We start from the raw sequence: 15,870 nt of genomic DNA on the forward strand, positions 1-15,870 counted from the left end.
GCAGCGTCACCAGCTGGAACGGCCGCAGCGCGACCCTCAGTTCCCCGTCGGCGGCGACCACGTCCGCGGCCCCCTCGGAGAGCGTCCGCTCCAGCAGGTCGGTGACCAGCACCTCGGCCACCTCGAACCCCGGCCGGAGCGAGGCGAGCACGCGCCCGCCCCGCGCCTCGTGGAAGCGCACGACGACGTCACCGCTGCCGTCGTCGGCGAGCTTGACCGCCGTGACGACCACGGAGTCCTGTCCCACGGTGACGAGCGGCGCGACCTCCGCGCCGGACCCTCGCACCACGCGGCGCGGCAGGTTGACCCGCCACCCCTCGCGCACGGCGTCCTCGATCGTGGCACCGGCCACGAGGCCGTGCCGGAAGCGGTGGACGCCCTGGTCGGTCTCCGGGTCGGGGAAGCGCGGGGCGCGCAGCAGCGAGGCGCGGACCGTGGTGGTGGTCCCGCCGTCCTCGCGCACCGCGCGGCTCACGTCGTGCCCGTACGTCGAGTCGTTGACGACGGCGACGCCGAAGCCGGGCTCCTCCAGGTGCACGAAGCGGTGGTTGCACGCCTCGAACTTCGCCGTCTCCCACGTGGTGTTGGTGTGGGTGGGACGGTGGAAGTGCCCGAACTGGGTCTCGCTCGCGTACCGTTCGGCGTGCACGTCGAGCGGGAAGGCGAGCTTGAGGAACTTCTCCGTCTCGTGCCAGTCCACCTCGGTGTCGATGTCGAGGCGCTCGGAGCCCTCGGCGAGGCTCAGCGTCTGGACGACGCGCGAGTCCCCGAAGGCCCGCACGATCCGCACCCCGCCGGGCGCGGCCTCCAGCACCTCGACGTCCGTGAGGTCCGTGACGGTGTTGCGGTAGAAGGAGTCCACGTCCCAGGCGTCCCACTGGTTGGGGAAGTCCGTGTGGAGCTGGAGCAGGTTGGCGGCCTGTCCCGGGGCGACGGCCTCGCGCCCCGAGTCGTGGCGCAGCACGGAGACGACGAGCCCGCGCGCGTCGATCCCGACCCGTACGACACCGTTGTCGAGGACGAATCCGCCGCCGGGGCGGGCGGCGGGCGCGACCCCGGCGGGGGCGGCCGCGGCCCCGGCGGCCCCCGCCGCGATCCCGGCGTCCGCGTGCGGCGCGGAGTTGAAGCGCGTCTCGGTGTCGCCCTCGCCGGCGAGCGCCCGCTGGGCGGCGCCGATGATCTCGTTCAGCTCCTCGGCGAGCTCGGCGTAGGTGCGCTCCGCCTCACGGTGCACCCAGGCGATCGAGGAGCCGGGCAGGATGTCGTGGAACTGGTGCAGCAGGAGCGTCTTCCACAGCCGGTCGATGCGCTCGTAGGGGTACGGGAAGCCGGCGCGGACCGCGGCCGTCGCCGACCACAGCTCGGCCTCGCGCAGCAGGTGTTCGCCACGCCGGTTGCCCTGCTTGGTCTTCGCCTGGCTGGTGAGCGTGGCGCGGTGCAGCTCCAGGTACAGCTCGCCGACCCACACGGGCGGCTCGGGGTACTCGGCCTCGGCCTTCGCGAAGAAGGCGGCGGGGGTCTCCCAGTCGACCCGCGCGGGGGCCTCGGTGTTCTTGAGGCGGGCCGCCTTCGCGACCATCTCGCGGGTCGTGCCGCCGCCGCCGTCACCGAAGCCGGTCGGGGCGAGCGAGCGCGTGGCGCGGCCCTTCTCCTTGAAGTTGCGCGCCGCGTGGCCGAGCTGGCTGCCGAGCATCTCGCAGTTGTAGGAGTCGACGGGCGGGAAGTGGGTGAAGATCCGCGTGCCGTCGATGCCCTCCCAGCGGAAGGTGTGGTGCGGGAAGTTGTTGACCTTGCTCCAGGAGATCTTCTGCGTGAGCAGGTACTTGGAGCCCGCGGCCTTGATGATCTGCGGGAGCCCCGCAGCGAAGCCGAAGGTGTCGGGGAGCCACGCCTCCTCGTTGTCGACGCCGAACTCGTCGAGGAAGAAGCGCTTGCCGTGGACGAACTGACGGGCCATCGCCTCCGAGCCCGGCATGTTGGTGTCGGACTCGACCCACATGCCGCCGGCCGGGACGAAGCGCCCGTCCGCGACGGCCTTGACGACCTTGCCCCAGACCTCGGGGCGGTGCTCCTTGAGCCAGGCCCACTGCTGGGCCTGCGACATCGCGAAGACGAACTCGGGGGCCTCCTCCAGGAGGGAGACCATGTTGGAGCCGGTGCGGGCGACCTTGCGGACCGTCTCGCGCAGCGGCCAAAGCCACGCGGAGTCGATGTGCGCGTGGCCGACGGCGCTGATCCGGTGCGCCGAGGTCTGGGCGGGGACGGCGAGCGCGGGCGCGAGGAGTGCGCGCGCGGCGGCGGCCGTGCCCGCGACGTCCTGGAGGTCCAGGGCGTCGAGGGCGCCGTCGACCGTGCGCAGGATCTCCCAGCGGCGCGCGGAGTCGGCCGGGAGTTCCGGCATCATCTCGCCGAGGACTTCGAGGTCCATGACCAGCTGGAAAACGTTGTCGTCGAAAACGGCCAGATCCATCCGGCCCAGGACGTACTGGGGGGCACTGCCCGCCGTCGCCGGGTCGCCCATGTCGGTGGGCTCGAAGGGGCGGTCGCCCTGGATGAGCGGGTTGGACGCGGCCTCGATGCGGAAGTCGATCTCCTCGCCGCCCCGGACCGGGTCCCCGACGCGCACATAGCGGTTGCGCGGGTGGATGCCCTTGAGCGGGGTGCCCTCGGGGGTGTGGACGAGGCCCTCGCACTGGAAGCCCGGGGTGTGCCGGCTGAAGCCGAGGTCGAGGACGGCCTCGACGGTGCGGCCGGCCCACGCGGCGGGCACCGTGCCGGTGACCTTGAACCAACTGGTGCCCCACGGCGGGCCCCAGGGGGTGTCGGGGGTGATGGGTTCGTAGGGGGCCGCCAAGCCCTCCGCGACCGGGACGGGCTCGCCGGGAGCCGTCCAGATCGCCACGTCCAGGGGGACCGTCTCGGCGTACACCGCCGGGCGGATGCGTTCTTCCAGCACACGCGCGAGGCGTGCCTCGACCAGGGCCCGGTCGTCATGCATGGGCGAAGCTCCGTAGGAAAGGGGAGGTGATCAGGAGTGGCGGCCCGGTCAGTCTATGTCGGCCCCACCTCGGCGTTCGGGCGGCGGGGGTCCCCTTCGGCCATCCCCGGAGCCGGACGACGCCGAGGCCCCCACCACCCCGGAAGGGGCGGTGGGGGCCTCGGCGGACCGTGCGGCGGGGACCCGTCAGTCCACGCCGGGCAGGATGTGCGGCTCGGCGAGATCGTCCTCGTACCCGGCCAGGCGGATGGGCGCCGAGCGGGCCCACACCTCCAGCGAGCCGATCTCCTGGTGACGGCGGCGGGGCGGGGCATTCGTCCCCTGGCTCCGCTGCTCCGTGTGCTTCGTCTCCTGTGTCACCGCGCACTCCTCATGTGTCGGGTAACCCCCGGCACGGCACCGGGCCGCTCCCTGTCACCGGGACCTGGCACCGGGCCGCCGCCGGGATGTCGCGTCTGGGGCGGTACGGGCGCGGTGGCGCCGGTGGTTCGTACGGAGCGGGGCGAGGTGCGCCACGCGTCCGGGGACGGACGTCGGGTGAGGGTGTCCACCCGGGTTGGCTGTCCGTTGCAATAGCCTAACCACATGAGCGCGGGTCCGCTCGATGGCGCGGAAATCGGCACCCCGTGCCGCGGCGGAAGCCCCGGGATTCAGCCATCCGGATCAGACCGCACCCGTCCCCGCGGCCCCGCGTGTCACGGCAGCGGACCCGCTTTCACCAGCGCGAGACGCCGTAGTCCTTGAGGAAGACGCCGTACAGGTCCTCGCCGGCCTCGCCGCGCACGATCGGGTCGTAGACGCGGGCCGCGCCGTCGATGAGGTCGAGCGGGGCGTGGAATCCGGCCTCGGCGAGGCGCATCTTGTCCGGGTGCGGGCGCTCGTCGGTGATCCAGCCGGTGTCCACGGCGGTCATGAGGATGCGGTCCTGGTCGAACATCTCCTGCGCGCTCGTGCGGGTGAGCATGTTGAGCGCGGCCTTGGCCATGTTCGTGTGCGGGTGCCCGGCGCCCTTGTAGCCGCGCGCGAAGACGCCCTCCATCGCGGAGACGTTGACGATGTACGTGCGGCGGGCGCCGCTCGCCGCCATCGCCGGGCGCAGCCTGCTGATGAGCAGGAAGGGCGCGGTGGAGTTGCAGAGCTGCACCTCCAGGAGCTCGACCGGGTCGACGGTCTCGACGGTCTGCACCCAGCTGTTGCTGTCGTGCAGGTCCGGGACGAGGCCCCCGGCGTCGATCGCGGTCCCGGCGGCGATGCGGGCGGGGCTCGCGGAACCGCTCACGAGGGCGAGGCCGGTGACCTCGCGGGCGCTCAGGCCCTCGCCGAGGCGGGGTCCGGGCAGGGAGGCGACGGCGCCGGAGCCGAAGGTGCCGATGATCTCCGTCGCGGGGAGTTCGCCGCGCGGCGGCTCGGCGGACTCGGCGGCGAGGAGTTCGCGGTAGGCGCCGGGAGAGCGGCGGACGGTCTGCGCCGCGTTGTTGACGAGGATGTCCAGCGGCCCGGCGGCGCTCACGGAGTCGGCGAGGGCGAGCACCTGGGCGGGGTCGCGCAGGTCGATGCCGACGATCTTGAGGCGGTGCGTCCACTCGGCGCTGTCGTCCATCGCCGCGAAGCGGCGCACGGCGTCCTGCGGGAAGCGGGTCGTGATCGTGGTGTGGGCGCCGTCGCGCAGCAGGCGCAGGGCGATGTACATGCCGATCTTGGCGCGTCCGCCGGTGAGCAGGGCGCGCTTGCCGCTGAGGTCGGCGCGGGCCTCGCGGCGGGCGCGGTTCTCCTCGGCGCACCGGGGGCAGAGCTGGTGGTAGAAGGCGTCGACCTCGGTGTACCTGGTCTTGCACACGTAGCAGGAGCGGGGCCGCTTGAGGATGCCGGCGACGCGTCCCTCGGAGCGCGAGCTGGGCAGGGCGCCGCGCGTCTCGTCGTCGATGCGCTCGGCGGAGCCGGTCGCGGTGGCCTCGGTGACGTCGCGGTCGTGCGCGGTCTTGGCGGCGCGGCGCTCCTGGCGGCGGCGCTGCTTCACGGTGCGGTAGATCCCGGCGGTGGCGCGGCGGACCGTGATGGCGTCGGGGTGGTCGACGTCGAGCTGGTCGAGTTCGGCGAGGACGTCGAGGCAGACGGCGAGCCGTTCGGGGTCGATCCCCGGTCCGTGCCCGGGTCCGCCCGGTCCGTGCCCGGGTCCGCCGTCGAGGCCGGCGGGGCTCCCGGTGGCGGGCGCGGAGGTCTCGGGCGCGGTCTCGTCGCTCGGGAGGGTGGGCACCGTCATCGCTGTTTCCTTGTGGTCCTGAAGGCCGCACGCCACCGGCGTGGCCCGGCTGTGCGCTCCGGCGCACCACGGCGCGGGACCGGGGCGGCTGGGAGCGGGGCAGCTCCCGAGGGTACGTGGCGCCCCGAGCGGCCGACAAACCGCGTGGGTCAGTCCGCCGGGTCCCGGCGGCTCAGTTGGCGTTCCAGGCTGCGGGCGAGGTGGGCGGACATCGCCTCGGCGGCGCCGTCCGGGTCGCGGCGCAGGATCGCGCGGACCAGACGGTCGTGCTCGGCGAGGGTGGGCCGCCGGGCGCCGGGGATGCCGCTCAGCCGGAAGATGTGCAGGTGGGTGTGGAGACGGGCGACGGCCTCGGCGAGCAGCGGGCGGCGGGAGGCGCTCGCGAGGGTGTCGTGGAAGCGCTGGTCGAGCGCCGCGAACTCGCGGTACTCGGCGTAGCGGTCGCCGGACTCGGGGCGTTCGGCCATGCGCGCGGCGAGACCGGCGAGCAGCGTGCGCTCGTGCGCGTCGGCGTGACGGGCGGCGAGCGCGGCGGCCCGGCATTCGAGGAGGTCCCGCATCTCGAACAGTTCCCGCAGCCCGTCCGGGCCGAGCAGGGCGGTGGCCCGGTACCCGGCCTGGGGCCGCTTGACGACGAGCCCGTCCGCTTCGAGGCGGGCGAGCGCCTCCCGTACGGGCGTGGGCGAGACGGCCAGGTCCCTGGCCAGCGCCTCGATACCGACGCGTGCGCCGGGAGCGATCTCGTGGTCCATGATCCGCGCCTTGACCGCCTCGTAGACGCTGTCGGCGAGCGCGTGCGGCGGCAGGGGCCTCACCACGGGGACGGGATGCCGTAGAGGCGGCGCGCGTTCCCGGCGAGGACGGCGACGCGCGCGGCGGGAGCGAGGCCGTCGAGGAGGCGCCGGGTCGTGGCCAGGGTCCGCGGGTACGGGGCGACGAGGGTGCTCACCGGCCAGTCGGAGCCGAACAGCACCCGCGCGGGGCCGAAGGCGTCGAGGACGTGCGCGGCCCAGGGCCGCAGGCCCTCGGGGTGCGCGAGGGCGGGGCCGGCCTCGGTGAGCAGTCCGGAGAGCTTGCAGCTCACGTGCGGGAGCGCGGCGAGTGCGGCGAGGTGGGTCGCCCAGGGCTCGCGCTCCCCGCGCGCGATGGGCGGCTTGCCCGCGTGGTCGAGGACGAAGCGCACCCCGGGCAGGGCCCGCGCCGTCTCGACGGCGGCGGGCAGCTCGCGCGGTGTGACGAGGAGTTCGTACACGAGCCCGGCCGCGCCCACCGCGCGCAGGCCGCGCCGCACGTCGGCCCGGCACAGCCAGCGCGGGTCCGCCTCGTCCTGCGCCTGGTGGCGCACTCCGCGCAGGTACGCGCCGCCGGGCAGCTCCCGGAGCGCGGCGAGGCGGGCGGCGACATCGGGTGCGCTCAGGTCGGTCCAGCCGACGACGGCGCCGACGGGGCCGGGTCCGGCGGCGAGCGCGAGCAGTTCGGCGGTCTCGTCCTCGCGCGAGACGGTCTGCACGAGCACGGTGGTGCCGACCCCGGCGGCCCGCGCCTGGGGCTCCAGTTCGGCGAGCGTGAAATCGCGCAGGAGCGGGGCGAGCGCGGGCCCGGTGATCCAGGGCTGGGGGCGTACGGAGAGGTCCCACACGTGGTGGTGGGCGTCGACGATGTCGGCGGTCACCGCGGGTCCCCCTCGGTCGCTTCCGCCTGCGGCAGCAGGCCCTCCTCGGCGAGGTCCGCCCACAGGGCCGCCGGGACGGGGGTCGTGAAGGCGCGGGTGTTCTCGCGCACCTCGCGCGGGGTGCGCATCCCGGCCAGGACCGTGCGGACGGCCGGGTGGGCGGCGGTGTGGGCGAGGGCGGCGACCGGGAGCGGGACGTCGTGGCGGGCGCAGACGGCGGCGATGCGGCGGGCGCGGGCCAGGAGCGGGGCGGGGGCCCGCCCGTAGTCGTAGCGGGCGCCGGGGGCGGCCGGGTCGGCGAGGAGTCCGCTGTTGAAGGCCCCGGCGGCGATGACGTCCACGCCGCGCGCGCGGCACAGCGGCAGGAGGTCGTGCGCGGCCTCCCCGTCGAGGAGCGTGTGGCGCCCGGCGACGAGGACGACGTCGATGTCGGTCTCGCGCACGAAACGGGCGGGCAGCGCGGTCTCGTTCATCCCGACGCCGATGGAGGACACGACGCCCTCGGCCCGCAGGCGTTCGAGGGCCGGGTACGCCTCCTCCAGCGCCTCGCGGGCGTACGCCTCGGGATCGTGGATCAGGACCACGTCCACGCGGTCGAGGCCGAGGCGTTCCAGGCTTTCGGCGAGCGAGCGGCGGACGCCGTCGGCGCTGTAGTCCCGTACGCGCTCGCGCGCGGGCGTCCCGAAGAAGCCGTCGGCGCCGTCGACCTCGCGGGCGGGGCCCGGGTGCGGGACAAGGCGGCGGCCGACCTTGGTGGACAGGACGTACGCCTCGCGGGGCCGGCCGGCGAGGAAGCGGCCGAGACGTTCCTCCGAGAGGCCGACGCCGTAGTGCGGCGCGGTGTCGAAGTAGCGGATGCCCGCCTCCCAGGCGGCGGCCAGGGTGCGCTGGGCCGCGTCCTCGGCGAGCGGCGCGTACAGCCCGGCGACGGGCGCGGCGCCGAAGCCGAGGCGCGTGACGGGGAGCCCGGCGCGGCCGAGCGGTGCGGTGGGGATCACCGGTTCACCGCGCGGGGCGCAGGCGCAGCGCGTCCATGCCGCCGTCCACCGCGAGGGCGGTGCCGGTCGTGGCGCCGCTCGCCGGGCTGGCGAGGTAGGCGATCGCGCCCGCGACCTCCTCGGCGGTGACGAGCCGTCCGGTCGGCTGCCGGGCGCTGAGCGCGGCGCGTTCGGCCTCCGGGTCGGGGGCGGAGTCGAGGAGCCGGCCCACCCAGGGGGTGTCCACGGTGCCGGGGGTCACGCAGTTCACGCGGACGCCCTCGCGGAGGTGGTCGGCGGCCATCGCGCGGGTGAGGGCGAGCACCGCGCCCTTGCTCGCGCTGTAGAGGGCGCGTTGCGGGAGCCCGGCGGTCGCGGCGATGGAGCAGGTGTTGACGACGGCGGCGTGCCGCGAGGCGCGGAGCAGGGGCAGGGCCGCGGCGGTGACGCGGGCGATGCCGACGACGTTGACGTCGAGCACGTGGTGCCACTCGTCCTCGTCGTTGTCGGCGACGGTGCCCTGGGCGCCGATGCCCGCGTTGTTGACGAGGACGTCGAGGTGCCCGAAGCGCTCGCGCAGGGCGGTGAAGGCGCCCCGTACCGAGGTCGCGTCGGTGACGTCGCAGGGCAGCCCCGTGAGCGGCGCGGGGACGTCGTCCGGTCGCAGGTCGAGCACGGCGACCTCGGCGCCCCGCGCGGCGAGCGCGTGCGCCGCGGCGAGGCCGATGCCCGAGGCCCCGCCCGTCACCGCCGCGACCAGTCCGCTGAACTCTCCCGGGGTGGCGCTGATTTCCGGCATGGCACCGTGCTCCTCACGTGCGCGCGAGCGTGCTCCGACGCCCCGAAACCTATAGGAAACGCCGGGTGCCGGGAACCCTTCGCGCGGCCCTCGCCGGGTGGGCTCACCCCCGCTCCCCCACCCGCGCCCCCTTCCCGAGCGCGACGACGCCGCCCGGCGAGATGGTGTACAACTCGGCGTCCCTGTCCGGGTTCACGCCGATCGTGGCGCCCGGCGGGACCTCGATGTGCTTGTCCAGGACGGCGCCGCGCACCACCGCGCCGCGCCCCACCTTCACGCCCGCGTGCAGCACCGAGCCCTGGACGACGGCGCCCGGCTCGATGACCACCCCGGGCGAGAGCACGGAGCCCGTGACCTGGCCCCTGATGACGCATCCCGGGCTCACGACGGACTCACCCGCGTAGCCCCCCGCGCAGAACTTCGCCGGGGGCAGGGCGTCGTTGTAGGTGTAGACGGGCCACTCTCGGTTGTCGAGGCTGAAGGCCGGGCGGTCCTTGACGAGGTCCATGTGGGCCTCGTAGTAGGCGTCGAGGGTGCCGACGTCGCGCCAGTAGCCGTGCTCGTGCGCGGTCTCGCCGGGGACGCGGTTGTCGTCGAAGTCGTAGAGCTGGGCCTCGCCCCGGCCGGTGAGCAGCGGGAGGATCGAGCCGCCCATGTCGTGCGCCGATTCCGGGTCGGCGGCGTCCTGGTGGAGGGCGTCGACCAGGACCTTGGTGCTGAAGAGGTAGTTGCCCATCGAGGCGTAGACCCGGCCGGGGTCCTCGGGCAGGCCCGGCGGGTCGGCCGGCTTCTCCAGGAAGGAGGCGATGTGGCGGCCGTCCCGCTGCGGGACGATCACGCCGAAGGACGAGGACTCCTCGCGGGCGACTCTGAGCCCGGCGACGGTGACGCCCGCGCCGCCCTCGATATGCGCCTGGAGCATCTGGCGCGGGTCCATGCGGTAGACGTGGTCGGCGCCGAACACGGCGACGTAGTCGGGTTGTTCGTCGTGGACGAGATTGAGCGACTGGAGGATCGCGTCGGCGCTGCCGAGGTACCAGCGCGGGCCCAGGCGCTGCTGGGCCGGGACCGGGGTGACGTAGTTGCCGAGCAGGCTCGACATCCGCCACGTCGTCGTGACGTGCCGGTCGAGCGAGTGCGATTTGTACTGGGTCAGGACGCAGATCCGCAGGATGTCGGCGTTGACGAGATTGGACAGGACGAAGTCCACGAGCCGGTAGGTGCCGCCGAAGGTGACCGCGGGTTTGGCGCGGTCGGCGGTGAGCGGCATGAGCCGCTTCCCCTCCCCGCCCGCCAGGACGATTCCCAGAACCGAAGGTCCGCCGCGCATGACGCCCCCCTCCCGGCGGCTCCGTCGCCGCCCTGCCGTCCCGCCGTGCGGCGGGTGCGATGCCTCGTGTGGTGCGGGTGGTGCTCCCGCACCCTTGCCGTGGTGCGAGTGGTGCCAGTAGTGCCGGTGCTGCCGGTGGTGCGGGTCCTGCCGGTGGTGCTCGGTGTCGCGTGTGCGGTGCGGGTCCTCGCCCGGGGTGTCCGGTGCTCCCCGCGGGCCGCGCGGGCACGGCTTCTCAGGCCGGTGCCAGCACGTGCTCGTAGACCTCGACGGTGCGCCGGGCGATGCGGTCCCAGCCGAAGTCGCCGACGGCGACGCCGCGCCCCGCCGCGCCCATCCGTTCCGCCGTGCGCGGGTCGGCGACGAGGCGGTTCAGCGCCTCCGCCAGGCCGTCCTCGAACGCGGCCGTGTCCTCGGGGTCGTAGGGGACCAGGAGCCCCGTCTCGCCGTCGCGCACGACCTCGGGGATGCCGCCGACGGCCGAGGCGACGACGGCGGTGCCGCAGGCCATCGCCTCCAGGTTGACGATGCCGAGCGGTTCGTAGACCGAGGGGCAGACGAAGGCCCGCGCGTGGCTGAGCAGTTCGACGACCTCGGGGCGGGGCAGCGGCTCGGGTATCCAGTGCACGCCGTCCCGCGTGGCGCGCAGTTCGGTGACGAGGGCGCGGAACTCGGCGTCCAGCTCGGGGGTGTCGGGGGCACCGGCGCAGAGCACGAGCTGGGCGGCGGGGTCGAGCGAGCGGGCGGCGCGCAGGAGGTGCGGGACGCCCTTCTGCCGGGTGACACGGCCGACGAAGAGGACGTAGGGGCGGTCCGGGTCGAGGCCCACCCGGTCGAGCGCGGCGGTGCCGGGGCTCGCGCGGTAGAGGTCGGCGTCGATGCCGTTGTGGACGACGTGGACGCGCCCGGGGTCGAGGCCCGGGTAGCAGCCGAGCAGGTCGGCGCGCATCCCGTGCGAGACGGCTATCACGGCGTCCGCGCTCTCGACGGCGGTGCGCTCGGCCCAGGAGGAGAGCGCGTAGCCCCCGCCGAGCTGTTCGGCCTTCCAGGGGCGCAGCGGTTCGAGCGAGTGCGCGGTCAGGACGTGCGGGATGCCGTACTGGAGCTGGGCGAGGCGGCCGGCGAGGGCAGTGTACCAGGTGTGCGAGTGCACGAGTTCGCGGTCGGCGAGCCCGGCGGTCATGGCGAGGCCGGTCGAGAAGGCCCGCAGCGCCTCGCCGGCCCCTTCGGGCAGCGGAGCGGGGCGGTGCCGTACGACGCCGGGGCCCTCCTGGGCGCCGTCCGCGTCCCAGGCGTGCACGACGAGATCGGTGAGCGCGCTCAGCTCGCGGGCGAGGAACTCGACGTGCACCCCCGCCCCGCCGTAGACGTGCGGCGGGTACTCCCTGGTCAGCAGCCCTACGCGCATGTGTCCCCCGTCCGCCTCGTCCCTGACGTCCCCGCTGCCCCTCCCATGCTCGCCCACCGGGGCGGCGCGTGGAAGACCGCGTCCCCGTGACCGGGGCGGCACGTCTCTCGTCCCCCGGATGCCCCGTCACAGCGCGTTCACCCGTGCGGAGGACCGGGGGAGCCCGCGCGGAGGGCCGTGGAAGGCGGTGCGGAGGCGGCGCGAGGGGTGCGCGGGACGCGGCCGGGGTACGCGAGTCGTACGCCTCAGGGGGCGCGCGGCGCTCGACGCGCGCCCGTCCCGCGCGGGACGCACCCCCGTGTGTACTCCCACAGCAGTACGTCGATGCGGGTGCCGTGGGATGACGACGGGATGCCGCCCGGCGGGGAAGAGTGGACCGTATGAGTGCCGACCGACCCCCGCCGCGCCGGAGTGCTTCATGAGCGATGTCCCGCTGTCCGTGCTCTTCGCGCTGGTCTCGGCCGTCGCCTACGCGGCCGGAGCGATCGTCCAGGAGCGGGTGGCGGTGCGGCAGGGCCCCGAGGGGCACGCGCCGTGGCGCCGCCCCGCCTGGTGGGGGGCGGTGGCCCTCAACGGGCTCGGCGCGCTGCTGCACGTGGGGGCCCTGGCCTTCGGGCCGCTGAGCCTGGTGCAGCCGCTCGGCGCGCTGACCATCGTCTTCGCGCTGCCGATGGCGGCGCTGCTCGTGCGGCAGCGGGCGAGCGCGACGGCGTGGCGCGGGGCGCTGCTCGCCGCCGGGGGACTCGCCGGGCTGCTCGCGCTGACCGGGAGCGCCGGGGAGCGGGTCCCCGGGGGGACACAGCTCGGGGTGCTCGGTCTCGTGACGCTCGGCACGGTGCTGGCGCTGCTGCTCGTGGCGCGCGGGGTGCACCACCACCCGGCGGCGCGCGGCGGCTTCGTGGCGGCGGCGGCGGGGGTGGCCTTCGGGATGGCCTCGGTCTACACGAAGACCGTGACCGACCGCATCGCGCACGAGAGCCCGCTGGAGATGCTGCCGCTGCTCGGCGCGGTGGGCGTGCTCGCGTGCGCCGGGATGCTCCTCTCCCAGGCGAGCTACCGGGGCGCGGGCCTCACGGCCCCCCTGGCGACGCAGACGGTCGTCAACCCCGTGACGGCGGCGGCGGTGGGCTTCGCGCTCTTCGGGGAGCACATGCGGTTCGGTGTCCTGGGCGAGGTGGGGGCGGCCGCGGCGGGCGCCGTCGCGGCGCTGGGGCTCGTCTGGCTGACGGTGGGCAGGACGGCGCCGCACGCGGCCCCGGAGCCGCCCGCGCCGGTGGCGGAGTCGAGCCCGTCGGGTGTGTGAGGAGCGGGCCGGGGCGGCTCGGCGACGTGCCCGCGTCACCGCGCGACCCCCCGGACCGGTGGGTCCGGGGGGGGAAGGCCGTCGGGTGGCCGCGGTCAGATGCGGACGCCGCCCGCCCTGAGGTAGGCCAGGGGGTCGATGTCGGAGCCGAAGCCGGGGCCGGTGCGGACCTCGAAGTGCAGGTGGGGGCCCGTCACGTTGCCCGTCGCGCCGGAGCGGGCGATGCGCTGGCCCTCGGCGACGTGCTGGCCCGCGCGGACGTTGAGCGCCGAGAGGTGCGCGTACTGGCTGTAGCGGCCGTCCGCGTGGCGCAGGACGACCTGGTAGCCGTAGGAACCGCCCCAGCCCGCCGAGACCACCGTCGCGGCGCCGATCGCCTTGACGGTCGTGCCGGTGGGCACCGGGAAGTCGACGCCGGTGTGGTAGCCCTTCGACCAGGAGGAGCCGGCCGCGCGGTACTGCGTGCCGGTTCCCGCCGCGACAGGCGCGGTGAGCCGGTGACCGGCCGGCGCGGCCTTCTTGGGGGTGGCTGCTGCCTTCTCTGCCTTCTCGGGCGCGGCCTTGCGGGGGGCGGGCTTCTCGGGCTGCCGCTTCGGGGGCGCGGCCTTCTTCGGCTCCGCCTTCTTCGGCGCGGCTCTCCGCTCCGGCGCCCGCTCGGCCGTGCGCGGCCCCGGCCGCCCGGAGAGCGCGAGGTGCTGGCCCGGGCGGATCAGGTCGGGGTCGGCCCCGACCGTGCCCCGGTTCAGCGCGTACAACCGTTCCCAGCCGCCCTCGACATGCCGCTCGTCCGCGATGCCCGAGAGGCTGTCGCCGGGGACGACGGTGTAGAGGCGGGCCGTGCCCGCGCGTAACTGCGGCGTTTTGTCCGGGCCGTGGGCGGCGGACGGTCTGCGGGTCGGCAGCCGCTCGGCGGAGGCGGCGGCCTTCTCCCGCGGGCCCGCCTTCGGGGCTGCCGCGGGCCGCGCCTTCGTCGCATCGGGCGCGCTCGCCTGCCGTACGGCGGGGGCCGGGCCGCCGCGGGCGAGCCCGGCGCGCGAGCCGCACGTGGGCCAGGCGTGGGGTCCCTGGTTCTTGAGGACCTTCTCGGCGACGACGATCTGCTCGGCCCGCGTCGCCTGGTCGGCGCGCGCGGCGAACGCGCCGCCGCCGAACGCCTTCCACGTGCTGGTGGTGAACTGGAGGCCGCCGTAGAAGCCGTTCCCCGTGTTGATGTCCCAGTCCCCGCCGGACTCGCAGCGGGCGACCTTGTCCCAGGTCTGTTCGGTGGCGGCGGTGGCGCCGCCGGCGGCGACGAGCGGCAGGGCGAGTCCCGCACCGCCCGCCGTGACGGTGAGCGAGGCGCGCTGGATGCGGGGCGGCTGGGGGCGCCGGTGACGGCCACGTAACGCCATGAGGACTCCCTCGTACGACGGCAGCTCCGCAAAGTTAAGGGGCGCGCACCCTGCGCGACAAGCGGTTCGGCACAAGACGCAGCTCAGGAGGGGCCCGGGAGCGGGCGGGCGGCGGGCGCGAACGGACCGGGGCGCGGTGTCCACGACCGGCGGCGCCCCTTCCGCAGGAGATTCCGCCCCGACCCGGACATACTTGGGTGCGAATCGGTGTTGTGACGCCTGACGCCGGCGGCTACGCCGGGCAGTGACAAGGAGTGACACACATGAGCGCTTCCGCTCAGATCGGTGTGACCGGGCTCGCGGTCATGGGCCGCAACCTGGCCCGCAATTTCGCGCGTCACGGTTACACCGTCGCCCTGCACAACCGCACCGCGGCGAAGACGCACGCCCTCGTGGAGGAGTTCGGCGAGGAGGGCGCCTTCGTGCCCACCGAGAGCGCCGAGGAGTTCGTGGCGGCCCTGGAACGGCCGCGGCGCCTCGTCGTCATGGTCAAGGCGGGCGAGGCGACGGACGCGGTGATCGCGGAGTTCGCCCCGCTCCTCGAAGAGGGCGACATGATCGTCGACGGGGGCAACGCGCACTTCGCCGACACCCGCCGCCGCGAGCGCGAGCTGCGCGAGCGGGGCATCCACTTCGTGGGGACCGGCATCTCGGGCGGCGAGGAGGGCGCGCTGCACGGGCCGAGCATCATGCCGGGCGGCTCGAAGGAGTCGTACGCCTCCCTCGGGCCGATGCTGGAGAAGATCGCCGCGCAGGCCGAGGACGGCTCGCCCTGCGTGACGCACATCGGCCCGGACGGCGCCGGGCACTTCGTGAAGATGGTGCACAACGGCATCGAGTACGCCGACATGCAGCTCATCGGCGAGGCGTACCAGCTCCTGCGCGACGTGGCCGGGTACTCGCCCGCGCGCATCGCCGACGTCTTCCGCACCTGGAACACGGGCCGCCTGGACTCCTACCTCATCGAGATCACCGCCGAGGTCCTCCAGCACACCGACCCGAAGACCGGGAAGCCCTTCGTGGACGTCGTCGCCGACGCGGCGGAGCAGAAGGGCACGGGGCGCTGGACGGTGCAGATCGCGCTCGACCTCGGCGTGCCGGTCTCCGGGATCGCCGAGGCCGTCTTCGCGCGCGGCCTCTCCGGGCACACGGCGCTGCGCGAGGCGTCCGGACACCTGAGCGGCCCCACGCCGGAGCCGCTGGAGGAGGCCGAGGCGGCCCGCTTCGCGGACCGGGTGGAACAGGCGCTCTACGCCTCGAAGATCGTCTCGTACACGCAGGGTTTCCACGAGATCGCCGCGGGCGGCGCCGAGTACGACTGGGACATCGACATCGGCGCGGTCGCCTCGATCTGGCGCGCCGGGTGCATCATCCGGGCCGCCTTCCTCGACCGCATCACGGCCGCCTACGCCAAGGAGCCCGGGCTGCCGAGCCTGCTCTCCGACCCGCGCTTCGCGAGCGAGGTCGAGGGGGCGCAGGACGACTGGCGGGACGTCGTCGCCACCGCCGTACGGCAGGGCGTGCCGACCCCCGGCTTCTCGACGGCCCTCGCGTACTACGACGCCCTGCGCGCCCCCCGGCTCCCGGCCGCGCTGACGCAGGGGCAGCGCGACTACTTCGGGGCGCACACGTATCAGCGGGCGGACCGGGAGGGCACGTTTCACACGCTGTGGGGCGGGGACCGCTCCGAGGTGGAGTCCTGATCCGGCGGAACCGCCGAGCACGCGGCGGG

General features: G+C 74.9%; 12 protein-coding genes. 2 read left to right on the forward strand and 10 right to left on the reverse strand.

Features of this window, described 5'->3' with window-relative positions; translation table 11 throughout:
- The 9 genes from SSBG_RS02110 to glgA form a co-directional block, all read right to left on the reverse strand.
- Nucleotides 1–2,998: alpha-mannosidase (locus SSBG_RS02110; protein ID WP_008744588.1), on the reverse strand; the 2,998-nt coding region annotated here is incomplete at its 3' end.
- A gap of 186 nt (nt 2,999–3,184) precedes the next feature.
- Nucleotides 3,185–3,358 carry a hypothetical protein gene (locus SSBG_RS33550; protein WP_199781324.1) on the reverse strand — a complete coding sequence of 58 codons (174 nt, stop codon included), beginning with the start codon at nt 3,356–3,358 and terminating at the stop codon, nt 3,185–3,187.
- Between the two features lie 355 nt (nt 3,359–3,713).
- The gene (locus SSBG_RS02115) at nt 3,714–5,258 is read right to left on the reverse strand and encodes an SDR family oxidoreductase (RefSeq protein ID WP_008744590.1); all 1,545 of its coding nucleotides are present in this window, start codon (nt 5,256–5,258) and stop codon (nt 3,714–3,716) included.
- Between the two features lie 149 nt (nt 5,259–5,407).
- Nucleotides 5,408–6,076 (reverse strand): GntR family transcriptional regulator, encoded by a 669-nt coding sequence (locus SSBG_RS02120; protein WP_008744591.1) that lies wholly within the window; start codon nt 6,074–6,076, stop codon nt 5,408–5,410.
- Nucleotides 6,070–6,930, reverse strand: coding sequence for an amidohydrolase family protein (locus SSBG_RS02125; RefSeq protein ID WP_008744592.1), 861 nt, complete (start codon nt 6,928–6,930; stop codon nt 6,070–6,072). The genes SSBG_RS02120 and SSBG_RS02125 overlap by 7 nt, the downstream gene beginning before the upstream one ends.
- Nucleotides 6,927–7,928, reverse strand: coding sequence for an aldo/keto reductase (locus tag SSBG_RS02130; RefSeq protein WP_008744593.1), 1,002 nt, complete (start codon nt 7,926–7,928; stop codon nt 6,927–6,929). The genes SSBG_RS02125 and SSBG_RS02130 overlap by 4 nt, the downstream gene beginning before the upstream one ends.
- A gap of 4 nt (nt 7,929–7,932) precedes the next feature.
- Nucleotides 7,933–8,706 carry an SDR family NAD(P)-dependent oxidoreductase gene (locus tag SSBG_RS02135; protein ID WP_008744594.1) on the reverse strand — a complete coding sequence of 258 codons (774 nt, stop codon included), beginning with the start codon at nt 8,704–8,706 and terminating at the stop codon, nt 7,933–7,935.
- Between the two features lie 103 nt (nt 8,707–8,809).
- Nucleotides 8,810–10,036 (reverse strand): glucose-1-phosphate adenylyltransferase, encoded by a 1,227-nt coding sequence (locus SSBG_RS02140; RefSeq protein ID WP_008744595.1) that lies wholly within the window; start codon nt 10,034–10,036, stop codon nt 8,810–8,812.
- Between the two features lie 235 nt (nt 10,037–10,271).
- A complete protein-coding gene (gene glgA, locus SSBG_RS02145; RefSeq protein ID WP_008744596.1) occupies nt 10,272–11,444 on the reverse strand; it encodes a glycogen synthase in 1,173 nt (390 codons plus the stop codon).
- A gap of 418 nt (nt 11,445–11,862) precedes the next feature.
- Between glgA and SSBG_RS02150 the strand changes: the two genes are divergently transcribed.
- Entirely contained in the window at nt 11,863–12,747 is an 885-nt protein-coding gene (locus tag SSBG_RS02150; protein WP_037868725.1) for a DMT family transporter, read from the forward strand.
- Nucleotides 12,748–12,842: 95 nt separating this feature from the next.
- On the opposite strand, the gene SSBG_RS02155 is transcribed toward SSBG_RS02150, so the two are convergent.
- Nucleotides 12,843–14,138, reverse strand: coding sequence for a transglycosylase family protein (locus SSBG_RS02155; protein ID WP_008744598.1), 1,296 nt, complete (start codon nt 14,136–14,138; stop codon nt 12,843–12,845).
- A 263-nt stretch (nt 14,139–14,401) separates the two neighbouring features.
- Here SSBG_RS02155 and gndA point away from each other — a divergent pair, with 263 nt between their 5' ends.
- On the forward strand, nt 14,402–15,841 hold the full coding sequence (gene gndA / locus SSBG_RS02160; protein WP_008744599.1) for an NADP-dependent phosphogluconate dehydrogenase: 1,440 nt from the start codon (nt 14,402–14,404) through the stop codon (nt 15,839–15,841).
- Nucleotides 15,842–15,870 lie beyond the last annotated feature (29 nt).

The organism is Streptomyces sp. SPB074 (genome assembly GCF_000154905.1).
Classification (GTDB): domain Bacteria; phylum Actinomycetota; class Actinomycetes; order Streptomycetales; family Streptomycetaceae; genus Streptomyces.